Raw genomic sequence first — 24,257 nt, 5'->3', positions numbered from 1 at the left:
TCGTTCGTGTCGGGTTCTAGTGTAGTGGGTGTATCAGGTTGATGCAGCATGTACCGTTGGCAGAAACACAGGACACCCCCAACCACCCGGGCGGGGGTCGTGAAGGAGGGGACTACTTGAATTCGTTGACCGTCGAAATGCGCCTCAAGGCGCGGGAGGAAATCCAGCGTGAGGTTACCGGATTGACGGCGGAGCAGATCCATGAGCGGCTGGTGGCTGCGGGTGGCCTGGAAAGCCGCGAGGACCAGCCGAGGCCGCTCAGCACGGAGGAACGGCTGGCTGCTGTCCGGCGGAACGAGCTGAGGCGCATCTGGAACTTGATGGGCGGCACGGCGTGGGACGCCTACTCCTCCGAGAACGACGCGCAGGCGGACCGCTGGCGCCAGGCGCTGCAGGACCGTCAGGAAGGTGCGAGCGGTGGGGCGGTGGAGCCCGATTCTGAGCTGATCCGCTACCGGATCGTGGCGCAGCGGACTGACCCGGCGCACCCCGGAGCCTCGGTGGTGACGAACTACACCTACGCGCGGTCCGTTGAGGAAGCGGTGACGAAGGCGCATCGGGCAAAGGAGAAGCCGGGTGGCCTGTACGGAGACCAGGGCCTGTACCGCGTTGTGGAGGCCGTCGAGGAAAGCCCGCAGAGCGAGGCGCGCCAACTGCATGGAGCTCGCGGGCGGTTCCTCACTGCGGTCATGGACGCCGCTGTTGCCGCGCTGGACGACCAGTCGGCAACAGCCAGCCTGGAGCTGATCGGCATCCTGTCCGAGTTCTTCTTCGACACCGTCTTCACTCGCGCCATCGTCTCTGCCGACAGCGGAGAGGAGCACGCTCAGCTGTACGCCAGGGACGGGGAGGTCCTGTCCCGCTTGCTCCTGGCTCACCTCGCCGACCACGGCCTGGACCTGGAGGAGGCAAGGGCTCGCACCGGCGAACTGCGCGCCCTGCCCGATCTGCACACAGGTGTGGGCCGGCCTTCCCTTCATGGCGAGGAGATCGAGGCGCCGGCGGAGCTCATCGAACGCGTCCTCGCCGTGTGCGAGCAGCACTACGCCGCCGTGACCGGCACCAGCTCCGAGCAGTGGGACCAGGAGTCGTCCCGGGAACTCGTGGACATCGCCCTGCGAACCGTGCACCTAGCGGAGCCGGAAACCTACCCGCGGGCACTGGACGCGTACCTGCACGAGCACCGGGCGCGACTGGAGCGGCTGTGGAGCCGCTACGGGCCCGGCGGTATGTTCGCGGGCGAACTCGTGCTGATCGACCTGCCCGGCTGCTTCGCGCTGTGCGAGAGGATCGAGACAACCCCGCTCTGGCTCGAAGGGATCTGGGCAAAGCACAGCCAGGAGGAAACCGCGCTGGAAAGGCTTCACAACAGCTGGCTGTACGACACGAGCGAAAAGGACGGGCGATGAGCAGGATTCCACTCAAGAAACACCAGGTCGATCAGAAGTCGGCCTTTCGTAGGTGGGTGGGATTCCCTGCAAGGTCATCTGTGCCCCCTCAAGGTGCCCGTGGCACGATCGTGTCAGCGACCGGCTCCGGAAAAACGATCATGGCCGCAGCCAGCGCCTTGGAGTGCTTCCCCGAGGGCCGGATCCTCGTGACCGTGCCCACCCTGGACCTGCTCGTGCAGACCGCCCAGGCGTGGCGGTCGGTCGGTCACCGCTCCCCCATGGTCGCGGTGTGCTCGCTGGAGAACGACCCGGTGCTGAACGAGCTCGGGGTGCGCACCACCACCAACCCGATCCAGCTCGCCCTGTGGGCAGGGTCGGGGCCCGTGGTCGTGTTCGCCACGTACGCCTCTCTCGTGGACCGCGAGGACTTCGAGGACCCAACGAGCCAGGGACGCGTTCGCGGGCCTCTGGAGGCTGCTCTGGCGGGCGGAGAGCGCCTGTACGGGCAGCGCATGGACGGCTTCTCGCTCGCCATCGTAGATGAGGCCCACGGTACGGCAGGTGATCTTGGGAGGCCGTGGGCGGCGATCCATGACAACGCCCGTATCCCTGCGGACTTCCGGCTGTACCTGACCGCGACCCCGCGCATCCTCGCGGCGCCCCGGCCGCAGAAGGGCGCGGACGGCCAGGAGCTGGAAGTCGCGTCGATGGGCCAGGACTCGGAAACCTACGGGCCGTGGCTGGCCGAGCTCGGGCTCTCGGAGGCGATCGAGCGGGAGATCCTCGCCCCGTTCGAGATCGACGTCCTGGAGATCCGCGACCCCTCCCCCGTCCTCGGGGAGTCGGAGGAGGCGCAGCGAGGCCGGCGCCTGGCCCTGCTGCAGACCGCCCTCCTGGAGCACGCGGCGGCGTACAACCTGCGTACGGTCATGACCTTCCATCAGAAGGTGGAAGAGGCCGCGGCGTTCGCGGAGGCGCTGCCGAAGACCGCTGCCGAGCTGTACATGACCGAGACCGATGACGAGACCATGGTCAAGGCGGAGAAGGAACTGCCCGCGTCGTCGATCGACGCGGAGTTCTACGGCCTGGAGGCTGGCCGCCATGTCCCGCCGGACCGAGTGTGGTCGGCGTGGCTGTGCGGCGACCACCTCATGTCCGAACGCCGGGAAGTTCTGCGGCAGTTCGCCAACGGCATCGACGCCAACAACCGACGCGTACACAGGGCCTTCCTCGCCTCAGTTCGAGTCCTCGGGGAAGGCGTCGACATCACCGGCGAGCGGGGCGTGGAGGCGATCTGCTTCGCCGACACCCGCGGCTCCCAGGTCGAGATCGTCCAGAACATCGGCCGCGCACTCCGCCTGAACCGCGACGGCTCCACCAAAGTGGCCAGGATCATCGTGCCGATCTTCCTGGAGCCCGGCGAGGACCCCACCGACATGGTCGCCAGCGCCAGCTTCCGCCCCCTCGTAGCGATCCTCCAGGGCCTGCGCAGTCATGATGAACGACTCGTCGAGCAGCTCGCCTCCCGCGCCCTCACCCATGGCAAGCGCAAGGTGCACGTTCAGCGCGACGAAGAGGGCCGGATCGTCGGAGCCGACGGCACGGGTGACGGCGAGGACCAGGAGCACGACGACACGCAGGCCGCCGCCGAATCGGCCCTGCTCCACTTCTCCTCTCCCCGGGACGCGGCCACGATCGCCGCTTTCCTGCGCACCCGCGTGTACCGGCCGGAGTCCCTGGTCTGGTTGGAGGGCTACCAGGCGCTCATCCGGTGGCGTGCGGAAAACGAGATCACCGGCCTGTACGCCGTCCCGTACGACACGGAGACCGAGGTCGGCGTGACGAAGGCGTTCCCGCTGGGGAGGTGGGTGCACCAGCAGCGAAAGGCGCTGCGAGCCGGGGAGCTGGAGCCGCGCCGCAAGGAGCTGCTGGACGCCCCGGAGGCCGGGATGGTGTGGGAGCCCGGTGAGGAGGCGTGGGAGAGCAAGCTCGCAGCGCTGCGCTCCTACCGGCACTCCACCGGGCACCTTGCCCCGCGCCAGGATGCGGTCTGGGGCGAGGGCGAGGCGATGGTGCCGGTCGGGCAGCACATGGCCAACCTCCGCCGGAAGGGGGGTCTCGGGAAGGACCCGGAGCGGGCCAGGGAGCGCGCGGAGCAGCTGACGGCGATCGACCCGGACTGGAACTGCCCGTGGCCGCTGGACTGGCAGCGCCACTACCGCGTGCTCGCGGACCTGGTCGACGCCGACGGCAGCCTGCCCGAGATCCAGCCCGGCGTGCTGTTCGACGGTGACGACATCGGGCGGTGGCTCGAACGGCAGAAGCAGCCGGGCACCTGGGCGCAGCTGTCCACCGCGCAGCAGGAGCGGCTGTCCCAGCTGGGCATCAAGCCGCTTGAGGCCCCGTCCCCCGCCCCGGCCGCCAAGCGCGCAACGAAGGGCCCGAGCAAGGCGCAGCAGGCGTTCCAGCGCGGCCTGGCGGCCCTCGCGCAGTGGGTGGAACGGGAAGGCGCCCACCGGCCCGTGCCTCGCGGCCACAGCGAAGAAATCGTGGTCGACGGCGAGACGGAGCCGGTGCTCGTCAAGCTGGGTGTGTGGGTATCGAACACCAAATCGAGGCGGGACAGGCTTGCCCAGGAGCAACTGGACGCGCTGCGGGCACTGGGCGTCGAATGGGCGTGAGGTCATGTGGTGCCGTGTGGCGGGGAGTATGACGCTCCCCGCCAACCTGGGTTCAGCGCAGCGCGGTGCCTACTTGGCGTCCGGGTGTCGGCTTATCGAGGGGATCACGCCCTTGCCCTCGAACTCTCCCGCCAGCTTGCCGATGGCTGCGCCTTGGACGACTGGTGTCCAGCGCGCCAGGAGCTCCATCAGTGCAGGGACGCTCTCGGCGTACACCGTCTCGTAGAAGGAATCGGTGGTGACGTTGACCAGGAACAGCAGCATCGGCCCGTCATCCTGGCCGCGGTAGATCTCCAGCCCCAGCGGGGCAGCGTCCAGCCCCGGGAAGCTGGACCAGGACGCGTAGCCGGCCGCCTTCCTCTGCTCATTCCAGTCATCCAGATGCTGGTGCGGAGCGAGCGGATCCTCCGCCTGCTGCCACTCGCCGTTCGTGGTGAAAAGCCAGATCCCCTTGTCCATGTCACCACCGTGCCCGAAGTCCCCTACTTTCGAGGCCTGTTCAGGAGGTCGCAGGCGGCTCACCGGCTGCGGCGCCGATTCGGGCCCGGTAGCGGTGTAACGAGTGACGGCCTGGACACCGAGCCCGAACAGCTCGCAGATCATCCAGACGTACAAGCCAGGCCATCGAGGACGCGCGCGAGGCGCCCGTCGACGTACGAAAAAGACCGTCAGGCCCACACCTTGTGTTCCTCGGTGAAGTACGGCCAGGGCTGGCAGCGGCTTTCGGTCTTCTCCAGCAGCCGGTCGATGCCCTCTGCCCAGGTCTGCAGGTCGGTGAGCTCCAGCAGCAAGCGCTCGATCTCGGCACACGCCACTTGCAGCCGACGGCCGTGCCCGTTGATCTCCAAGAGGGGCTGCGCCGATTCGATCTCGGCGCCTTCGGGCAGGACCCAGCGGACGTCCAGCCCGGCCTTTCGGAGTTCTTCGATGAAGTTGTCGGAGGACAGCGTCACGGTGAAGACGAGCACATCGGCGATGAGTCCGGCGCACTGCGCGGGCTGCAGCGGATAGATGCCCCACGGCGCGGTGAGGTAGTTGCGGGCGGCGCTGTCACCGCTGCCGTAGCAGACGCGCTGTCCGGTCAGCCGGGTGCGGCGCAGCAGCGCTGCGTACTGCGCTTCAAACTGTCGTGTGGCTTCCTGGGACTCCCATTTGTTGCTGGCGGCGGGGATGTCGAGGGCGAGCAGGCCGCGCTGTCCTGGCACCCGCATCGTTTTCATCCCGTCGCGGTGGGCCTGGGCGAAAGCGTCAGCGAGAGCGGAGAGGTGGGTGGCGTAAGGCACGCCCGTGTCGATGAGTCGGGCATTCTCGTGCCCAGGGAGCGGGCCGCCCTCGTGGAGTGCTTCGGCTGCCATCCGGGTGCGCTGGAATTGAGCTCCTTCCCGCCGGTTTGGGTTGGTCTTCAACTCGTAGAGCAGGATGTCTTGCTCGTTGTTCTGGTCGGGCTTGCCGAACACGATTACGTCGCCGATGCGCAGGCAGTCGGTGAGGTCGTGCAGCATCGCGAACTGCCGATGCTCGTTCCACTGCTGTTCCGCGAACTGGATCTCGTGGACAGTGCCGTCCTTGCTGAGGGTCATCGGCCCCGGTGACTCGTTGCGACGCAGGGCGAGTATGTGGCGGCGGTCGTAGTGGAAGGCCCGCCAGGCCATGGCATCACCGATTGAGCGCAGTTGTCGGCCTACGCGCTCCAAGACATCTAGTTCCAGCCGCCAGTCGTCCAGGTCGTGTGGATCGCCGATCACGAGTTCCGGGGCATCAGGCGGAAGCTTCTGTCCTCTCCTAAGCCTCTTGATCACCCGTGATCGCTCCGCCCGCGCGTCGTTCGCGGCAAGGGTGGCGTGCAGCAAGTCCTGCTGGAACGCTACATAGTCCTCCGGGGTCCGGCATTCGCGCAGGTCGCGTATGAACGCGATCAGCCGCTCGCCCGTCTCGCGGTGGAAGGGGTGCTTGATCAGCACGTCCAGACGGTCGGACGGCATGTCGGTCAGCATCGGAGGCACGTGGACATTCTCTTCGTTCGCTGGTTCCCTCTTCCATCGAATTGCCCGGATCGCCGGTAGGTGATCGTCAACCAGGCGTCGGCATCCGGCTCATCGACGGCCAGCGGCGAGTTCGGCGGGGCCACCACGGCGTCCCCAGGGGCCACGCAGAGGAGATGTCGGTGGAGGGCGAGGCCACGCCAGTGGTTGTGAAGCTGGGTGTATAAGTCTCCAACACCAGGACCCGCCGAGATAATCTCGCGGAGGTACAGCGTGCCGCGCTCGTGGAGCTGGGCACGGAGTGGGCGTGACGCTCAGTCGACGGGTCGTTGAACCGGTCGGACATTCCAGTACGCAGAGAGAGCCCGGGCCGCAGATGCCCGGGCTCTCGTGCTGTCTCGCCGTGCAGGCGAGGGCCGCTCTCGCGGTGCGGGTCAGCTCCGTTCGATGGTCTGTCCCGGGGTGGCCGCCCTGTTACGGGTGGGCTTGCCTTCGTTCCTCTTCTCCGTGCCCACAAGAGCCGGGTTGGCGAGAGAGTCAGTGAGGCTGGACGGAGGAGGTGGCGGAGGAGGTGGGGGTGGGTTCCCCTGGTTCTGTGCGTTTGTCATGGCCGTCAGTGTGCAGCACGAGACTGACAGTGGAGAGGCAAACGCCGGCGGCGACAGCGGCCAGGGTGACCGTCCACCGTTTCGTCTTCCGCTGGTGCAGGCGGTCGTTCTTTTCGAATATGCCCACCCGCGTTCCGGCGAGAGCCCCCAGGGTCGCGCCCTTCTCCGAGCGCGCATAGGTGTCCAGGACCTCCCGCGGCTTGATGTCCTCGTACTCGGCAAGGTTGAACACCGAGATGCCGAAGCCGACGGCCACCGCGTACGCCGCGAAGGCCGCGGCGCCGGTGAACGGCTCGAAGCTCCGGGAAGCCAGGAACTGAGCGGCTGTGGCCGCGAAACCCACCAGGAAGATCGCCTTCGTGTCCACCTTCGCGCCCGACTCCGACTGCCGCGCCAGACGCGCCGCCAGTTCGCTGTTGATCAGCTCCAGGGTCTCCTTCTGGTCCTCAAGCTCTTGCGGCCTCATCGTCATGTCCTGAGCCTATGAGTCGAGGTCCGGTGGCGTGGCCGCGCGTTCTGCTCAACCTCCCGCCGGCAGTTCCGGGAGTACGACCCCGAGGTAGGTGGCGAGAACGCTGCTCAATGCGCCGCTGACGACCGGCGAGGACAGGATGGCCACCGCCTGGGTACGCCACCGCTGGAGGCGGCTCGGATCGGGGTTGGTGCTGGTGGCTTCCTCTTCGATGCGCGTCGCCAGCTGGGTCACCTCAGCAGCATCGTCTTCGGGCAGGCCCAGGATGGGCACGGCTTGGCGGAGTGCGCGGGCGGCCATGACGACCTGGGCGAGGTCGACGCCGCTGTGCGTGGTCGCGTTCAGTGTGAAGTCGCGGCTGTTCGCGGCGATGTTGCCAGTGTTCTGCCCGATGTGGAACGTGGTGTTACCGCCGGTGTTGCGGCGTTCGTACGCGCCGATGTCCCCCTGATAGCTGTCCACGCAGTCTTCTCCTTCGGCGGTGATCTCGGCTTGCACGTGCCCGTTTGAGCCCGCACTCCTGTCGCCCTTGATCAGGCCCTTCTCGCTCAGGTAGGCGGAGGCCCTGTCGATCTCGTTGCTGGTGAGGCGTTCGCCCTCGAAGAGGGACAGCGGATCGTTCAGCACGTCCGCGACGGCGGGCAACAGGATGTCGTCGTGTTTGCGGTGCCACAGCCAGACCAGCAAGCCCTTGCGCGCAGCGGCGGCCCGCGCGGCCGGGTCGGCGCGCCGGCGCCGCCGCTCCACCATCCACTCAAGGCCCCGTGGCGTCAGGTTTGCCGCGGGGTCACCGAAAGACATGAAGCGGTGGTCCAGGAGTCCGCAGCTCTTGGCGTACTGCAAGAGTCCGAACGCTTGCCTCTCATCGAGGCCGTGCAACTGCCCGAACGCAGCGACTGAAGCGTATTTCATGGGGTCGCCGCCCGTGCGGTCGTAGACCCATTCCACAAGCGGTTCGTGCAGGGCGGAGAAGTCGGCGGACACAGGGTGCTCCCTTGCTCGGTACAGCGGGCTTGCTGGTGCTCATGGTTTCTCGATGAAGGGCAGTCCGACGGCGGCGAGTTTCGTCTGCAGGTTGATGTCCCTGGTGGCCACGTAGACGGCGGAGCCGGGGTGCCGGGACTGCAGCAACAGAGTGGAGGCCACGAAGCGGTCGTCGGGCACGTCCAGGTCGAGCCAGTTCGGCAGCCCGTCGCCCTTGGGTTCGATGTGCTCGAAGACGGCGTGCACATCGCCGGCCACCCGCACACCGCGTAGAACGTCGCCGTTGGTCCGAAGCCCTTTCAGGCGGCGGTCGGCCTTCTTCGCCGCGTCGCGGATGTCGGGGTTGCGGCCGGCGAGCTTGTGCTCGTCCAGCTCCCGCAGTACAACGGGCAGCAGGTGGACCATGTACCGATTCCCGAGCAGCGGCGTGTAGATCGCCACGTCGGGGTCATCGAGGAGCATGTTCGTGTCGACCGCCACACGCACCGCCCAGGCGTCATCCGGCAGGAGCTCGCCCAGCTTCCGGAGCGTGGCCACGGCCGCCTTGACCTTGTCGACGGCCTTGTCGACGGTGGCTGGCACGGTGGTGTCCCGGGGGCGTACAAGCCAGCGCTGCAGCAGGGCAAGGGTCCCGTCGAGGCGCTTGGTGACCTCCGGGGTCGGGTGCGGGAACAGCAGCCGGAACAACGGCTCCCACTCCCGTACGCGCCCAAGGAGTTCCATCCTTCGTGTCTCGAGTTCGGGGCCGCTGGGCACCCAGCCCCACTTCGCGGCACCGAAGTGCACGAAGCCGCCGGACCGGCGGTTCGGGTCGACGTTCCGGATCTGTGAGTCCGCAAGGACCTTGAGGAAATCCGCTTCGATCAGGTCCAGGTCGGACCGGAGGCGTTCCAGGTACGTCGGCGGGGTTCGTGTGGCGGCCATCTGCCGATGATGCCGCACACCTCTGACAACCCATTCCCGTTCCGCCGGGACCTCTTCTCCGTTACTACTTCCCCCACGAGCCCACCGCTGTGTCGCGGGCTACCACGGGGCTCGCCGATGCCCACGGTCGGGACGACCCGAGCTCCAGGTAAGACGCCCCGCAGCATCACTGGGGGCGTCTTACCGCACACGCGTCAGGAGGTGAGTGCGAACCAGTCGTCGGCAGGCGGCCACCTCCGCGGCCGCATCACATCCCGGATCCGCAGGAGGTCGGCGCACCGGCCCTCGATCGCGTCCACGGCCTCCGGCGGCGTGTGATCGGTGAGCCGCAGGACGCGGATCCGGGCGAATACCCTGCGTTTCGCCGGGTTGTTGTCGTGCCTGTCCAGCCGCCCGAGCAGGCCGTCCGTACGGTTGGCCTGCCCCAGCCAGCGGAGACGGTGCTCCGTGTCTGAGATCAGGTAGATCGCGGTCGTGATGTCCAGTTCCTCGTACCGCCATCGCTCGGCCCAGCGCACGGGCCGGAAGAGAACCTCGTCGAGGTACCGGCCGGCTGCTCGCGGCAGGGCACCCAGGCGGCCGTCGGTCAGGACCGGGCCGGTCGGCAGGGTGCCGCTCACAGGGAGTCACCCTCCTCCGCGAACTCCTCCTCGAACTCGGCCAGGTCGTCGTCCTCGTCGGTGTCGCTGGCTTCCGTGAGGAACTTCTCCGAAGCGGACTCCTCGATGGCCGGGGTGCCGTACTGCATGTCGATGATGGCCGACTTCAGCATGCCCACGTCGGAGTGCACCACGGACAGAGCGCGGAGAAGAGCGGCAATTTCCGGCTCCACGGCTCCGTGCAGAGGCCGCTGACCGGCCTTCTGCGCGTCGGACAGAAGGGAACGTGCCGTCTTGAGCACCTCGACCAGGGCCGCGGGCAGATCGTCGGTGACGGCGTCGTAGAAGCGGCCACGGGTGTCGTTGAAGATCTCCAGGGGGGTCGGGTCCGGAGGCTGCGGGATTGTCCCATCGGTGCTGCTGCCTCGGGGCGTGGACGTCGGCGGGCGCTTGGTCTGGGCCTTCGGGAAGGCCGTGTCGAACCAGGACTTGTCCGCCTTGGTGTCTTCGATGGGAAGGCCCTGGATGTCCACCTGCCGGGGCGTGGTGTTCTTGGCCGTTGCCCTGGCGAGCTCGTTCATCAGCCCGATCGTCCGGCGGGGCTGGCTGAGCATGGCCTTGCGGGCGTTAATCGTGCTCCGGCGGATCTTCTTGTCGGCGACGGTTTCGCCGTCCTCGAGCTCCCCGCTGCCGCTCTGTGCACCGATCGACCCACGGTCTGCCTCGATGATCTTGTACTCGGCGAGCCAGTGGATTCCGCGGGTCGTCAGGAAGCGGTCGAGCGCATCGAGATCGAGCGGCTGGTTGGTGGCGCTGACGGCGCCGATCACCTTGTCCCACGCGGGTTCCTCGGCGAGGTGCCCCTGGGACTTGATGAAGGTGCTGCTCAGCAGGCCGTCCAGGACGCGAGGATTCCAGCGGAAGCTGTACCCCTCGCCGATCACCGAGGAGACCATGCGCAGGCGGTGCCAGACGTGGTCCTTGGTCGTGGCGTAGCGGGCCGGTTCGCCCAGCACCCGGCGCAGGGCCCTGGCCCGGGTGGGGTCCTTGGGGAAGACGACGGCGTACAGGGCTCGGTCGCGCCGGTCGCGGGCGGTGACGATGGCTTCGCCGCGGCGGTGCTCGGGGTCGGGGCCTTCCCCGGCGAGCCAGGCGCGCTCCTCCTCGCTGATCCATCCGCGCTGCTTCGCATCCCGCAGGACGGCACGCAGGTCGGAGGCCGCCTTCTCGACCAGGGTGTAACTCAGGGGCGGGCGCCGGTGGTCGGCCCGGTTCGGGTCGAAGACGACGTTGTGGAAGTCCTCCGGGGCGGCGGTACCCACGATGATCTGCATCTTGACCGTGGCGACCATGGCGGCCTGCTTCGCCTGGTCGTGCAAGGGGTGCCGTTCGTCGTCGAAGGCCGCGCGCAGCCTCTCCGCGAACGCCGGCACCCACACCGCGGGGTCGGCCACCTTCGCGGGCACGCCGTCGACACCGTCGAGTCCGAGGAGGCCGCGATCGATGCCGAAGATGATGTCCTTCGGCACCAGGCCGTGAAGCGCGAGGCGGGCCCGGCTCCGGTTCGCGCCCTTGATGGCCGTCGCGTCGAGGACCCGGCGCACCTGGGTAGTGGTGCCACCGTCCAGTTCCTTGACCAGTTCCCGGACCTGACGCAGCAGCAGGGCGTGCAGGGTGGTCTCGTTCTGCCCGTAGACCTGCATGTCGTCGATCAGCTTGTAGCCGCGGTCCCCGTCGGCCTGGTCGAGGGCGTCGGTCATGGTGCCGATCAGCCCGCTCAGCGTCTGGCTGTCCACCGGGGCCGCGGTCGTCAGGAATGCCGCCGGCAGCGCGCCCTCGTGTCGGCCGGTGACCAGACGCGGAAGCATCCGAGCCGGGTCAGGGTTGTGGCGCGCGGGAGAGTGGAAGAAGCGGCGGATGCGCTCGTTGTACTCGCCAGGAGTGCCAGCGAAACCATGGACGGTGACCTCCATGATGTCGAGGCCGGTGCTCGGCTCGCGGTTGATCACTCCGGGCTTGATCCGGTACTCGGCACCGTCTTCGCCACGCTGCCGGAGGAGATAGTCCTTGGGGCGGACGATGTAGGGGGCGAGACCGTCGGTGATTTCCAGGGGGAGCCCGGTGGTCTCGTGCAGCGCGACGGAGAAGGTGCGCGTCCACGTGACCTTGTCAGCGCCCGGGAACGGATTGCTCTGAGGGTGGTCCTCGTCGGACTCGTAGTCCTCGATGACGTGGGGATTCATGGCTGCCTCCCGAGATGGGGGTACGGCGCCCTTTGGGCGCCATGCGGCTGCCTGGGCCGGCCGGTCCGGGCAGAGCACGAAGGCGCCCGGACACCCGCACTTTCTCGGGGGTCATCAGTCTCAGCCGCCGCACGCATACGCGATATGAGCGCCTGAACCCGTCCGCTCGTCGGCCCTCTGCCGCGACGCGGTGGTCGTCACGATCCGAAGATCGTGTCGCGATCCGGGGATCGCGTGACCAGACGGTCATTGCGGACGCCCCCGACCCAGATGGGCCACTGGGGGTTCAGGAAGACTCACGGCATGGAGCCGAATGCTGTCGTCCAGAGTACCGGGGACCACCGACAACGCCGCCCTCTTTCGGTGACGCCGCTTCGTGAAGGCGCCGTAACTACTGCAGCGAGACGCCGTTGGATGAGCGAGCTACAGGCCGACGGCCCAGGGCTCACCTCGTCACAGCCGTTCTCTACAGGTCGAACTCAAGGTGTTCAATGCCGGTGAAGCGGACCTCCTCCAACTGGCCGGCGCGGCGGCCGCTGTCCTGGAAGTACACCTCCTTGAGTGCTTCGGCGGCGATCTGCTGGAGCTGCTGGTCGCTGGCGCCCTGCTCCTGGGCGTCGAAGAGGCGGGCGGCGTACTGGGGCGGCAGCGCGACCGTCAGGTGCCGCAGCCGGTCTTCGTCCGTCGTCCCGATCGGCGCGGTGTAGCCGATCCGGGCACGGGTGTCGATGACGATGCCGCCCGTGGTCGCTGCCTTCTGCCGCGCCTGGGCCCTGATCTGCGGCTGCCACCGCTTCTTCACCTCACGCTCCAGGCGCGCAGCGAGATCGGGGCGCGGCTTCTTGATCTGGTCTTTGACGTACCGTTCGACGGTGCGCTGGGAGATCCGCAGCATCTGGGCGACGGCCTTGGTGCCCTTGAGCTGCTTGACCAGGTACCGCATCTGCGCACCAGCTGACTTGGGGGCTGGGCGGGTGAACGCCTTCTGCACCGCGGCGTCCAGGCCGTCCCCGAACATGCTCATCGCGGTCTACTCTCCGGTGTCCGGGTCGGTGACGGTGCCGTCCTTGATGTACCGCGCGAGGTTGAGTTCCGGGGCGTTGAACTGCTCGCGGACACCCTCGCCCCACAGCACGCTCTGGGTGCCCTCCCACTTCACCAAGCCCGGGTTCACTCCGAGTTTGAAGCCGCCGGGCAGCGGCTTGCCGTCCCGGTAGGGCAGGAAGTCCAGCGGCGACGGCCCGTCGGACGCGTAGACGGCGCAGTCCGAGAGGACGGCTACCGGATACTGCCCGGTGAAGGCGGCGTGCTTGACGATCTTTCGGTGCATGTTGATCCGGGTCCGGGAGATGACGGCGGCGCGGATGTCCGGGCGCCAGGTGGGCCGGGCAAGGGCCCGCCACGGCTGCCCGGGCTTCCAGCCCTCCCCGCGCGGGCGCTCGCGCAGCTTGCCGATGCCGCCCTTCACGGTCGCCTTGATCGCGGACACCACGATCGCCAGCTGGGGGTCACGCTGCCGGTAGCCGTCCATCACCGCGAGGAAGTCGGCCGGCGGCATGTCCGCGTGCACGCCGAGGTCGGCCATCGTGGCGAGGTAGGCGTCGCGCAGCCGGTTGTACCAGGCGTCCAGGTAGCGGCCGTTGTCGTAGCGCACCCATGCCTCGATCGGCGAGACGTCGTGGCCGAGCTCCACCGCGTACGCCACCGTCGGCGTGGCGTACCAGGCTGGCCCCGTCGGGCGTTCGCCTTTCGGGGTGAACGGACTAGGCAGCAGCTCGCCGTCCAGGTCCGCCCACTTGTCCTTGGCGAGCTTCACGCGGGACAGGTCGACGTGGCTCAGGTCGACCAGCCAGGAGCCGGGCAGTTTCGGATCGAAGACGGGGTTCTTCACGTGCGTCGGCGCGCCCAGGCCGACCGTGAGGCCGTTCGCGCCAGCGGCGAAGGCCATGTTCACGTCGATGCCCACCAGGTGGGGGCGAAGGCATTCGGCGTCGGTGAGCGGGCGCGCCCAGTCGTACGCCTCCTCCACCAGGACCTCCGCCGGGGTGCGGTGGTGGAAGCGCGGCAGGTCCGCCAGGACCGGGTGCCCGTCGGGGGCCTCGCAGGGCGCGCAGTCCACCGGGTCCTTGCCCAGCGAGCCGGGGTTGTGCTCGGAGTGCCGCTTGCCCGTCGCGTCCGGTTCCGAGGCGCGGGTCGGCGGATGCAGCGCAGTCATCAGCTCCAGACCGGTCACGGCCGTGGAGCCGCGCGGCGTCATCACCCGGGCCGCATACGTGCCCAGCAGCCGGGCCAGGTCCGCCGGCGGCAGCTGCCCCGCGTTCGCCCAGTGCCGGGTGTCGAGCGCGTCCCACGACGGGATGCACAACTGCACGCAGGAGCGCTCCGCGCCCTGCGCGGGGCGGTAGATCCTCGCCCACGGCCCGAACCCGCGCTTCGTCAGCTGCCAGTGGGCGCGCGTCAGCTGCTTGATGACCTTGTGGCCCTCCGGCAGCCGCCCGTCCAGGCGCTCCTGTTGTGTGAGCGTGACGGGCAGGCCGTAGTACTCGCACGCCACCTCGGTCAGCACGATCAGCGGGTCGGCGTCCTTGCCCGGCCCGGACAACTTCGGCTGGCCGAGCTTCGCCTCGCGCAGCGTCCACTCCACCAGGGCCGGAATCGACTTCGCCGGTACGTCCAGGACCAGGCCGCCGACGCAGTACGCGTACGCCTTGCCGTCGGCAACGTCGACGACCGCAAGCGGCCCGTTCTCAAAACGCGGATCGGCACCGCCCACCGGGGTGCTGGCGGGGGCGGCCTTCTTCGCGGCCGGGCGCCGCGATGTCGGCCTGGTCGTGACCGCCGGGCGCGGTACAGCGGCAGGAGTAGCGGAGCGGGGTGCGGTGTTCGCGGGCTCCGCAGCCGGGCCTGTGGGTGCGGTGCGGGCTCGGGCCGGTTCAACTGCCGATGGCGCAGGAGCGGCCGGAACGGCAGGCGTCTCGGGGATCGCCGTGTCCTCAGGGAGCACCGGAGCGTTGGCGGGGTAGAGCTGGGCGAGTTGCTTGAGCATGCGGGCGTAGGCGTCGCGCTCCGGCGGCCGCGGCTCGGTCTTGCCGGCCTCCCAGCCGCTGACTGTCGCGCGCCGCACCTGCAATGCGGCAGCCACCTCCTCCAGCGTCAGGCCGTGCGCCTGGCGCAGCCGCTTGCGCTCCACCGGCGGCGGCAACGGGGAGCGGGACGCAATGAGCGCATCGACCGCGTCGAACAGCTCGGACATGCAGCACCTCCAGTCCCGCAACCCTAGCGTGAAGCGTACATTTCGCGTACCAAACGCGTACCGAATCCCGTAAACGGCGGTTGGTGGCACAGTTGCCCCGGGAAGGGGCGCCCTCGGGCTTCGGCTGCTTCAGGCTCCTTAGCCGAGGGTTTGCGGTGGTGTCTTGGCTTTGCCTGAACTGGCCGCGGGGAGCGGCTTGGTGTGAGAGATCTGGGAGCGCAGACGGCCGCCGTGCACCAGCCATCGCGGTGGAGAACGCTCGGGGGCGGGCATGGGTGAGATCGTCAGGGGGCTCGAGCGAGCGCTGCTGACCCGTCCCGTGCCTACGAGTGAGGCCGCTGTACGTTTCTTGCTCAAGACGGAGAAGGGCTCCACGAAGAACGTGGCTGTCCTTCTGGGGATCTCCCAGCGCACGGTACAGAGGTGGGTCACCACCCGTCCGGGAATGCGCCGCCGTCCCAGTGCTGTGCATGCGGGGTTGATAGATGAGGCCGTCAGGGTACGGTGGCAGCCCCGGGTGCGGGCCCGCCAGCGGGCCCGAGCCGAGGCCGACGGCTTTGTCCTCCACACCAGGGCGCGGTTCGGATTCGCCGCGTCGGCAGGATCGTCGGACGATCCGCGAGTACGGCTGATCACCCAGTACCTGTCGGGAGAAGTAGCCCGCGAGTTGTTCGCCGCCCGGGACGCCGGCGGAGGCGAGCAGCAGCAGATGGTGATCCTCGCCCGTGCTTTGGGACATGCCTACTTCCGGGACGGAGGCCTGCGTGCCCACGGTCTCGGGATCGCCTTCACCGATGTGGAATTCGCCGATTTCTCCATCGGCTGACCGTGCACCAGGGTTCGGGCTCAGCGCGAGGGCGGGATCTGGTGCCGTGTCAGCATCGCGTCGTAGTGCTGTGCTTCCTTGCGTTCGCGCCAGTCCCACTGGATACGGCCGGTGCGCTGGTCGGCGGGCGGCTGGGGCGGGCGGAGCCTGGCGCCCTCGGCCACGCGCAGCAGGTTGGTGCGGTCGTGGGGGCCGACCAGCAGATGCCGGTCCTGGCCGGGCGCGAGCCGGGCGAAGCACACGGCGGCTTTCAGGAAGACGCGTGCCCACGGCGGCACCCGGTGCGAGGCGCAGCCGTCGGTGTAGCGGGCGCGGTCATGCAGGGCCAGGGTGGCCGCGGCGTCGTCGTAGTCGCCGGGGCGGGCGGTGGCGAGCTGCTGGAGGGAAGCACCCGTGAAGAGCGCGGCAGTGACAGCGGCGGCCAGGCGGGGATGGGCCGTCGCGGCGGCCAGGCGCCGGGCGGCTTCCCGGGCCGTCTGCTCGGTGAGGGGTGTCGGTGGCGGGCGGTGCCGGAAGACGATCGGCGGCGGCGTACACGGGCCGGTACAGGCAGCGGGGCTGTCGTAGGAGACCAGGCGCTCCAATGCGGGCACAGTGAGCCACCGGTTGGCCGACCGGGCGGGCTCGTCGGCAGGCTGGGCTACGGGAGCGGTTGTGCCGTAGTAGCGGCGTCGGGCGGCCTGGAAGTCGGCGGTGATGGCGTAGTCGGCCATCTGCAGGGCCTGGTGCAGGGCGGCGGGCAGGTGAGGGCGGTGGCAGACTAGGGTCAGGTGGATGCCGGTCAGGGTGCGCAGTTCCAGGAGGCGCATCGTGCGGCGGGCGGTGAGGCGGTGGGCGCGCAGGACGGTCAGCCGGTTCACGGGCAGGGCGTTGATCCAGGCGGTGGCGGCTTCCCAGGCCGGCTGACGGCCGGCGGGGAAACGGCCCGGGAGCAGGGGCGGTTTACCCAGAGCGGCCAGAAGGTCGTGGGCGAGGCCCGTTTCGCTGGTGGTGCCCGGGCCGGGGTGCAGGGTGATCCGGCCGGACGGCGGATGGTGGGCGGCCAGGGCGGTGTGCGTGTGGACCGCGTCGTCGCCTGGGTCGAGGACCACGGTGACGGACGGTGGCACGGCTGGCGGCATGGCGACGTGGTGGTCAGGCGAGGCGGCTGAACGCCCAGCGCAGCAGCTCCTGATCCACACTGGGGCGGCCAGTGCGGGCCAGGGCGGTGCGGGTGTGGGCAGTCAACTGGGCCCAGGCGCGGAAATTGCCGTGCGCGGCGTGCTGGTCGGCGAACGTGATGTCATCGGGGTCGGCGTCGGCCCAGACCGGATGAAACAAGGGAATGGCCTCCAGGACCTCGCTGGGGGTAAGGCGGGTGAAGTGCTGCCAGATGAAGATCCGGGAGGACAGCATCGGTTCACGGCGCAGCACGGTGTGGCAGCCCTCCCCGCCGACGAAGATGATCGCGAGCTGGGTGGCCGGTTCGTCCCACAGATAGCGGAAGTACTCGAAGGCCTCCCCGTTGAGCCACTGGGCCTCGTCCACGAGGAAGGTGCGGGGGCGTTCGGCCAGGGCAGTCTTCAGCAGGCGATCGAATTCACTGGGGTGGCGCGGCGGTTCACCGGCCAGGTCAAGCGCGGTGAACAGCTCGTAGCGCACCGCACGGGCGGTGGGCCGGGCACGGAAAGTGATCTTGCGGACGTCCTCGTGGGGTTCAAGTCCGCGCAGGCAGATGTTGACGGCGAGCGTCTTGCCGAAGCCAGCGCCGCCGTGGATGCACATCATGGCGCGGGCGGCGACAGTGTCGGCGATGTTCTCCCGGGCGGTGAGCAGGGCCCGGGTGGTGACCACAGACGCATCGGGCAGGTCGACGTACTGGTAGGTGGCCGCGGTCACGAGGCGTCTCCGTCTTCAGCGGTCTCTGCAGTGGGTTCAGGTGGGCCGTCGGCGGCAGGTTCGGACAGGACGGGAGCAGGCCGTCCGGGCGTGGTCCGGGTAGCGAGGGAGGGCGGGGTGCGCCAGTCGGCCGGGGGCGCAGCGGGCGGGATGAGGTCCGGCAGCGCGAGCTGCGCGAGGTGCGTGTCGGCGCTCTGGGCGAGTTCGGCCTCGGCCTGCGCGGTGGTCAGCGCGCCAAGCCGCCGGGGCGCCTCGGGCTGGTTCACGGCGGCGTAGCGCTCGCGCTGGGAAGCCTCCAGGTCCTTCTTCAGACGGCGGGAGCGAGCGGCCCGCGCCCGCCGTACGGCGCTGATCTGTTCGTCAGTGGCCTGGTCGGCCAGGTCCGCAGGCCCCAGGTAGCGGCCGGTGGCCGCGTGGTAGACCTCGATCCGGTGGTCGTGGTGGGGCATGAAACGGACCCGGACCTGGATCCCGGCCTGGCCGGTCATCCACGGCCCCACGTAGTCACGCTTTTTGAAGCGGATGCCGCGAGTGGTCAGCGTGCGGGTGCCGGCGTCCTCCAGGGTGAACGTCCACAGATCCGCCGCAGGCACGTCCCGCAGCGGGGTGGGATCGTCCTGCCACGCCTCAAGCGGAGTCCTGCCCCGCAAGGGCGCGGGGCGATGTTCGGTGTTCCACCACAGCGTCCAATCCAGCAGCCGGGCGGTGAAGTCCTCGAAGCCGAGCAGCACTTCGTCCTTCGAACGGGAAGCACGCTTACCGGGGCGCGGCTGACGGGCATAGCCGGGCAGCGCGGCCAGGAACATGCCCTCCACCGCCCGGTTCAGCCCCTCCACCGTGCCCTTGAGATGAGGGGTGTAGGCGGGCAGGTCCTCCACCGTCACGTCCAGGAGATCGAACGCGGCAGTCACCGTCCTGGACAGGAAGTCCTTGCCGCGGTCGACACGCACCTTCTCGGGCAGGCCCCCGAACGGGCCGTAGGGGTCTTCGCGCAGGACCGCGGAGCGCAGCGCGGCCAGCACTGACTCCCGCGACGGATCCCCCGGCGTCACCGCGACGCCGATGATCGCGTTCGTCGCGCAGTCGGTGAACCAGGTGATCCACGGCCTGCGGGCCTTGCCGTCGACATCGACCAGCACCGGCGCCTGCATGTGGTCCGTCTCCCACACCTGATTGCGCCAACCGCGCGGCCGGGCCAGGAACACATCGTGCTTGCGCGCCGCCCGCTCCCCACCCGCAAGCCCGGCCCGCTCCCCCGGCGTCAGATCACGACGGATCGCGCGATGCAGCGTCGTCAGCGACGGCACATCCGGCGGCAGACCTGTACCCGGCGGCGGCCCGGCCTGTGTACCGGCATCAGCTCCGGGGCGCCCGGCCGCGCGGGCGGCGAGCTCACGCTGCACCGCGGCGACATTGCCCTTCCACAACGCCAGCAGCGCACGGACCTCCGGCGTGATCGTGAACCTCGTGCCGGTCTGGGCCCGGGCCCCGGGCTCGTCCGCCGCCTGTTCGTCGCGGCCGGCCTCGGCCAACCACCGCCACACGGTGCGCTCCGACACCCCCAGCGCATCCGCCGCCACCCGGACATGGCCGGTCGTCAGCTCGCCCCGCACCCGCAGAGCGAGCAGTCGGCGCACCGCCACACCGCGCAGCGCGGTACGCGACGCCTCCGGAAGCCCGCCCCGCGCGGCGCCGGCCGCACCACCGTCTTCCATCTCCCCCTCCTGTCCACACATTCGCTCAGGCCGGAGGGCTCAGACGCCGGAACAGACGCCGCAGCAGCGCCCGGTCCACCGTCGCATCCGGCACGGTCAGCAGCGCGTTCTGCAGATGCGTCGTCAAGGCAGCCCAGGTACGGAAGACGCCGTGCGTGCAGGACTGGTCGATCCACGCCAACTCCCCGCCCGCGACGCCGGCCCACAACGGATGAAAGGCAGACACCGTCGCAGCCACCTCGCCCCCGGCAAGACGCCCCACCTCCTGCCACGCGCAGACCCGCGACGCCAACTGCGGCACACGCGCCACCGCGCGCTCGCTGCCCGCCCCGCACAGCACCAGCGCCATCCGGGCCTGCGGGTGGTCCCACAACGACTGTAGATACTCCAGACACGGCACCGGCAACCGCTGCGCCTCATCCACCACCAGCACCCGAGCCTCGTCCAGGGCGCCGACGATCCCCGCATCCGCCTCGGACGAACGGTGCGGAAACCGGCCCGGCAACACCAGAGCCTCGAACACCGCCCGCCGCAGTTCCGACACCGACGGACGCACCGGCACCCGCACCCACGACACGCCCCAGCCCACCGGCGGATCCGACAGCGCCATCCGCAGCGCCACCGTCTTGCCCCGCCCCGCATCCCCGAACACACACGCCGCACCCCCGGCCGCCATCGCCTGCCCCACCGCCTCGGCCACCGCACGCACCGACGCCGTACGCACCGCCTGAGCCCCCACCGGCAGCACCACGCCCGGCACATCCGACACCGGCGCGGCCCGCCCTGCGGGCGTCAGCGAGGCCGGACCAGCCGCGGCAGAAGCAGACGGCGTGCCGGTGCCCACACCCGCGACGGCGAGGTCCGACAGAGCCTGCCGGGTCTCCCGCTCCACCCTTGCCCGGCGCACCACAGCACGGTCCGGCAACACCCGCCCCGAGGCCAGCTCACGCTGCACCGCCCGGTACACCGAGGCCAGCGACACCCCCGCATCCCCGTCCCCGCACTCCTTCAAATGCCGGTACAGCACAGACACATTGCCGCCCGCCTGCGCCAGCACCTCCCACGCCTGCTCCGACAACTCGAACCGGGAACGACGACGCCGCTCCACACGGCCCTCACTGCGCGCCGCCTCCACCCACCGCCACACCGTCCGCGGATGCACCCCCGCCAACTGCGCACCCGCCCGCACATGAGCCGACGTCAAACCACCAACCGCATCAAGCTCCAGCAACCGCCCCACCAACACCGGTCGCGACACCGAGACCAAGCCCTCAAGCTCCCGCTCCCCCACCCGGCCCTCCCCCGGCCACACGCCCGACAGAAGACCACCGTGAACCCGCCCGCCCCCAAAAAGATCAGAAGTACCGTTCCCATGACAGCGACATGAGACAGGGTGTAACGCCCCACGACAGTGGCATCGGCAACGAGCACCACCCCACGTCAGTGACCCCGTCCGACCTCAGGACCCCACCAGCGAAAACACCCCAACCTGACACCCCGTCACTGACACCCACCCACTGACCCCAATCCGGCACATCGCAGGTTTTGCTCGGGAAGTGGCTCACTGCCCAGCGTTTCCTCACCCGCCGCCAGGACGAACCCGGCGCGCACCTTCAGGTGCCCGACGCGATCGACTTGTGGTGAAAACCCGCCGTGGCCCTTGGCGTGGCAGCGCACCTGGTACCGGGTCCGCGCTCATGCCCGAGACCGGCGCCAAGGGGGCTGCAGAAGGTGGCCGGACGGCAGTGACGGCTGGGCCAAGGGGCTGTCCGTACAGTGCACCGGCTACAAGCAGCTGCATCCGCCGCCGCAGCAGCTGCTGCTGGCGGAGATCGGCATCACCGCCGGGACCGCCGCCCCTCGCCCCTCGCCCCTCGCCCCCACGAGATCACCGCCCAGCCCTGCGGAACGGGACCCGGGCTCGCCCACGCGCGCACCTACGCCGCCGCACACGGCCACCTCGCCACGCCCCAAAAAGCGTGTTACGAGAAGCCATCCGCATTCCGAATGTGATCGGTGAATTTCTGCTGGTCGGGCATGAACTTCGGTTGGTGGCGGGATAGTTCGGGTGTTTGTCTACTCGTGTCATGTTCGGGGAGGTGGCTGATGCCGTCGGTGCTCGGTCTGCTGGAGGCCCGGGAGAAGAAGGTCCGTGCAAAGGTCGTCCGGCTGCGCGAGGAGGCCGAGCGGATCAGGGCTGCGCTCAGCGCGGCGGAAGTGCAGCTGGTGAAGTTTCCCCGTGATCTCGGACACGTGATCGTTACGCCGCAAGGGCGTGCTGGTGTCGTTGCCTGGTCTCGGCCGGGGTGAGGTAGCCGAAGATTTTGTGCTTGCGCAGACGGCGGCGGTTGTAGAAGGTCTCGATGAAGGTGAAGACCTCGGCGCGGGCGGTCGCCCGGTCGGGCCAGGTCCGGGTGCCGATCTCCTCCTTCAGGAGGGCCCAGAAGCTCTCCGCGGCGGCATTGTCGAAACATGACCCAGTCCGCCCGCAACTCTGCCGGAGTCCCAACTCCTCTATCCGGTAACGGAATTGGGACGAGGTATACTCGCTGCCGCGATCGCTGTGGATCACACATCCCGGCTCCAGGTTCCCCCGGCCATGTGCCATGTCCAGGGCGTCGACGACGAGGTCGGCTCGGTGGTGATCGGCCATGGCATAGCCGACGACCTCGCGGGTGGCCAGGTCCAGCCAGCAGGCGAGGTAGAGCCAGCCCTCGGCGGTGGGCAGGTAGGTGATGTCGCCGACCAGCTTGATCCCGGGACGCTCGGCGTGGAAGTCACGGCCGATCAGGTCCGGGGCCGGCTTCGCCTTCGCATCCGGCCGGGTCAGCGAGCGGCGCTTGCGCCGTGTGACGCCGCGTATGTCGCGCTCGCGCATCACGCGGGCGACACGCTTGCGGTTCACCCGCTGCCCCAGGCGTCGCAGTTCAGCGTGAATGCGCGGGACACCGTAGGTATGGCGGGAGGCGATGTGCAGCACCGTGATCTCATGCCCGAGCGCGTCGTTCGCGGCCTCCCGGGCGCGGCGGGCCGCCTCGCCATCACACCACGCGTAGTACGACGAGCGGGCGACCTTCAGCACCCGGCACAGCAGAACGACCGGGTAGTTCGCCTTCTCCGTGTGGATGAACCGGTACAGCTCGCTCACCGGTCGTTCTCCTTCACGAAGAAGGCGGTCGCTTTTTTCAGGATCTCGATCGTCTGCTGTTGTTCGCGGACCTCCTTGCGCAGCCGCTTGAGTTCCTCGCGCTCGGCGCTGGTCAGCTCACCGGGCTCGCCCTCGCCCCGGTCCGCCTTGGCCCGGCGGTACCAGCCACGCAGGGACTCCGAGCTGATGCCGAGTTCCCGGGCCACCGCAGTGACCGTCTTGCCCGAGGAGTCGACGAGCGCGATCGCGTCCCGCTTGAACTCCTCGGTGTACCGCTTCGTGTACTTGCTTCCCACCTGGTGCTACTTCCTCTGGAACCTCAGGTCCCAGTCTCCAGGTGTCCACGATCAAGGGGAAGCTTCACTGGAGCGGCTCGGGCAGGCTCGTGAGACTGTCACCGAGGTGCTGGCCGAGCCGGACGCTGAGACGACGGGGCAGGTGAAGGCCGCCGCTGTGACGGGCTCGGCGGTGCCGCACCGCGTCGAGGGTGCCGGTGTGAAAGGTGCTTGCCCCGAGTACCAGCGGATCCTGGTGGTCCTGGCGGCGCCGGAGGCCGACGGCAAAATGCGGGCGAAGCAGATCGCACTCGCACTGGGCGACAGGGCGGTTCCGGCCCGGGTGGAGGGGATGCGTTCGCGGTTGGAGCGGCTTGCCGCACGGGGCTGGGCTGTCGAGGTGGAGCCGGGGCTGTTCACAGTCTGCAAGGAGCCGGTGCCGGTGGCCGCGTGAGGAAGGCGTCGCGGCGGCGTCCGGCCAGGCGGGCGTTCATCAGCATGGTCATGGACCACAGCACCATGGCCTCGTGCATCTCGGGCAGCGTCTCGATGTCGCGCACCAGCCGACGCGGGCGGACCAGCCAGCTCAGCGTTCGCTCTACTACCCGCCTTCGCGGCAGCACCACGAACCCCGTGGTGGTGTCGGAGCGTTTGACGATCTCGAGGGTGAGGCGGAGCATCTCGGCGCTCCAGTCGACGAGCCGGCCCGCACAGGCGGAGTCCGCCCGGATGAGGCGGATGGAGAAGTGCCGCTCCCGCAGCCGGGCACGGCGGCCTGGCGGTCCTGCACGCTCGCCGCGGTCACCAGCACCGCAAGCACCAGGCCGAGACAGTCCCCCACCACGTGCCGCGTTCGGCCGCCCGCCTTCTTCCCGCCATCCCATCCAGACGTTGACCTGGGGATATTCGCCGCGGCTCGCACCGATTGCGAGTCCACGATCGCCGCACTTGGATCCGGGCTGCGGCCCTCCTTCGCCCGCACCCGGTCACGGAGCCGGTCGTGGAGCTCGGCGAGCAGGCCGGTCACCTGCCGGCGGCGGGCGAAGGCGTGCACCCGCTTGAACGGCGGGAAGTCCTTCGGCAGGTTCGCCCACTTGATCCCGTCGTCGACGACGTACCGCACAGCGTCGAGCATCACGCGCTGGCCGTAGCCTTCCGGCCGCCCGCCGGCCCTGAAGCCACGCCGGCACTGGCAGCAGACGGCGCAGTTGCTGCCACTCGGTCTCCGTCATGTCCTCAGCCGTAGTACGGGATCCGCTCCGGATGACCGGCCGCGTT

General features: G+C 69.2%; 21 protein-coding genes. 4 read left to right on the top strand and 17 right to left on the bottom strand.

Annotation, left to right across the window (positions count from 1 at the left end; translation table 11 throughout):
• The first annotated feature begins 116 nt into the window (after positions 1–116).
• Entirely contained in the window at positions 117–1,409 is a 1,293-nt protein-coding gene (locus HJD23_RS44620) for a hypothetical protein (protein ID WP_240980957.1), read from the top strand.
• The gene (locus HJD23_RS42900) at positions 1,406–4,072 is read left to right on the top strand and encodes a DEAD/DEAH box helicase (protein WP_171117028.1); all 2,667 of its coding nucleotides are present in this window, start codon (positions 1,406–1,408) and stop codon (positions 4,070–4,072) included. Before HJD23_RS44620 ends, HJD23_RS42900 begins: the two co-directional genes overlap by 4 nt.
• A gap of 69 nt (positions 4,073–4,141) precedes the next feature.
• Here HJD23_RS42900 and HJD23_RS42895 read toward each other — a convergent pair whose 3' ends face one another.
• The 9 genes from HJD23_RS42895 to HJD23_RS42855 all read right to left on the bottom strand — a co-directional run bounded on the left by HJD23_RS42895 (position 4,142) and on the right by HJD23_RS42855 (position 15,137).
• Positions 4,142–4,531 (bottom strand): hypothetical protein, encoded by a 390-nt coding sequence (locus HJD23_RS42895; protein WP_171117026.1) that lies wholly within the window; start codon positions 4,529–4,531, stop codon positions 4,142–4,144.
• A 209-nt stretch (positions 4,532–4,740) separates the two neighbouring features.
• On the bottom strand, positions 4,741–6,066 hold the full coding sequence (locus HJD23_RS42890; RefSeq protein WP_171117024.1) for a hypothetical protein: 1,326 nt from the start codon (positions 6,064–6,066) through the stop codon (positions 4,741–4,743).
• Between the two features lie 525 nt (positions 6,067–6,591).
• Complete coding sequence (locus HJD23_RS42885) at positions 6,592–7,134, bottom strand: hypothetical protein (RefSeq protein WP_171117023.1); 543 nt, start codon at positions 7,132–7,134, stop codon at positions 6,592–6,594.
• A 48-nt stretch (positions 7,135–7,182) separates the two neighbouring features.
• Complete coding sequence (locus HJD23_RS42880; protein ID WP_171117021.1) at positions 7,183–8,118, bottom strand: hypothetical protein; 936 nt, start codon at positions 8,116–8,118, stop codon at positions 7,183–7,185.
• 39 nt (positions 8,119–8,157) lie between these two features.
• On the bottom strand, positions 8,158–9,042 hold the full coding sequence (locus HJD23_RS42875) for a PIN domain-containing protein (protein ID WP_171117019.1): 885 nt from the start codon (positions 9,040–9,042) through the stop codon (positions 8,158–8,160).
• A 194-nt stretch (positions 9,043–9,236) separates the two neighbouring features.
• Positions 9,237–9,662: a hypothetical protein gene (locus tag HJD23_RS42870; RefSeq protein ID WP_171117017.1), complete on the bottom strand. Its 426-nt coding sequence runs from the start codon at positions 9,660–9,662 to the stop codon at positions 9,237–9,239.
• Positions 9,659–11,884 (bottom strand): hypothetical protein, encoded by a 2,226-nt coding sequence (locus HJD23_RS42865; protein WP_171117015.1) that lies wholly within the window; start codon positions 11,882–11,884, stop codon positions 9,659–9,661. Before HJD23_RS42865 ends, HJD23_RS42870 begins: the two co-directional genes overlap by 4 nt.
• A gap of 466 nt (positions 11,885–12,350) precedes the next feature.
• Positions 12,351–12,908, bottom strand: a complete 558-nt coding sequence (locus HJD23_RS42860; RefSeq protein WP_171117013.1) for an XRE family transcriptional regulator — start codon at positions 12,906–12,908, stop codon at positions 12,351–12,353.
• A gap of 6 nt (positions 12,909–12,914) precedes the next feature.
• On the bottom strand, positions 12,915–15,137 hold the full coding sequence (locus HJD23_RS42855) for a helix-turn-helix transcriptional regulator (RefSeq protein WP_171117011.1): 2,223 nt from the start codon (positions 15,135–15,137) through the stop codon (positions 12,915–12,917).
• A gap of 517 nt (positions 15,138–15,654) precedes the next feature.
• Here HJD23_RS42855 and HJD23_RS44615 point away from each other — a divergent pair.
• The gene (locus HJD23_RS44615) at positions 15,655–15,963 is read left to right on the top strand and encodes a hypothetical protein (RefSeq protein WP_240980956.1); all 309 of its coding nucleotides are present in this window, start codon (positions 15,655–15,657) and stop codon (positions 15,961–15,963) included.
• A gap of 20 nt (positions 15,964–15,983) precedes the next feature.
• Here HJD23_RS44615 and HJD23_RS42845 read toward each other — a convergent pair whose 3' ends face one another.
• The 6 genes from HJD23_RS42845 to HJD23_RS42820 all read right to left on the bottom strand — a co-directional run bounded on the left by HJD23_RS42845 (position 15,984) and on the right by HJD23_RS42820 (position 23,000).
• Positions 15,984–17,084, bottom strand: coding sequence for a hypothetical protein (locus tag HJD23_RS42845; RefSeq protein ID WP_206326316.1), 1,101 nt, complete (start codon positions 17,082–17,084; stop codon positions 15,984–15,986).
• A gap of 13 nt (positions 17,085–17,097) precedes the next feature.
• Positions 17,098–17,841, bottom strand: a complete 744-nt coding sequence (locus HJD23_RS42840; protein WP_171117007.1) for an ATP-binding protein — start codon at positions 17,839–17,841, stop codon at positions 17,098–17,100.
• Positions 17,838–19,556 carry a transposase family protein gene (locus tag HJD23_RS44895; RefSeq protein ID WP_277347794.1) on the bottom strand — a complete coding sequence of 573 codons (1,719 nt, stop codon included), beginning with the start codon at positions 19,554–19,556 and terminating at the stop codon, positions 17,838–17,840. The genes HJD23_RS42840 and HJD23_RS44895 overlap by 4 nt, the downstream gene beginning before the upstream one ends.
• 25 nt (positions 19,557–19,581) lie before the next feature.
• The gene (locus tag HJD23_RS44890) at positions 19,582–20,760 is read right to left on the bottom strand and encodes an ATP-binding protein (RefSeq protein WP_277347793.1); all 1,179 of its coding nucleotides are present in this window, start codon (positions 20,758–20,760) and stop codon (positions 19,582–19,584) included.
• A 1,056-nt stretch (positions 20,761–21,816) separates the two neighbouring features.
• On the bottom strand, positions 21,817–22,704 hold the full coding sequence (locus HJD23_RS42825; protein WP_171134108.1) for an IS3 family transposase: 888 nt from the start codon (positions 22,702–22,704) through the stop codon (positions 21,817–21,819).
• The gene (locus HJD23_RS42820; protein WP_171134068.1) at positions 22,701–23,000 is read right to left on the bottom strand and encodes a transposase; all 300 of its coding nucleotides are present in this window, start codon (positions 22,998–23,000) and stop codon (positions 22,701–22,703) included. Before HJD23_RS42820 ends, HJD23_RS42825 begins: the two co-directional genes overlap by 4 nt.
• A gap of 106 nt (positions 23,001–23,106) precedes the next feature.
• Between HJD23_RS42820 and HJD23_RS42815 the strand changes: the two genes are divergently transcribed.
• Positions 23,107–23,433 (top strand): hypothetical protein, encoded by a 327-nt coding sequence (locus tag HJD23_RS42815; RefSeq protein WP_171109913.1) that lies wholly within the window; start codon positions 23,107–23,109, stop codon positions 23,431–23,433.
• Here HJD23_RS42815 and HJD23_RS44600 read toward each other — a convergent pair.
• Both HJD23_RS44600 and HJD23_RS44595 read right to left on the bottom strand, forming a co-directional pair.
• Positions 23,396–23,659, bottom strand: a complete 264-nt coding sequence (locus HJD23_RS44600) for a hypothetical protein (protein WP_240981035.1) — start codon at positions 23,657–23,659, stop codon at positions 23,396–23,398. The two genes, HJD23_RS42815 and HJD23_RS44600, sit on opposite strands and share 38 nt — an antisense overlap.
• Positions 23,581–24,114 carry a transposase gene (locus HJD23_RS44595; protein ID WP_240981024.1) on the bottom strand — a complete coding sequence of 178 codons (534 nt, stop codon included), beginning with the start codon at positions 24,112–24,114 and terminating at the stop codon, positions 23,581–23,583. Before HJD23_RS44595 ends, HJD23_RS44600 begins: the two co-directional genes overlap by 79 nt.
• Positions 24,115–24,257: the final 143 nt, after the last annotated feature.

This window comes from Streptomyces sp. Z423-1 (assembly GCF_013009255.1).
In the GTDB taxonomy this organism is placed as follows: Bacteria; Actinomycetota; Actinomycetes; order Streptomycetales; family Streptomycetaceae; genus Streptomyces; species Streptomyces gossypiisoli.
This window is presented reverse-complemented; position numbering and strand designations above follow the sequence as displayed.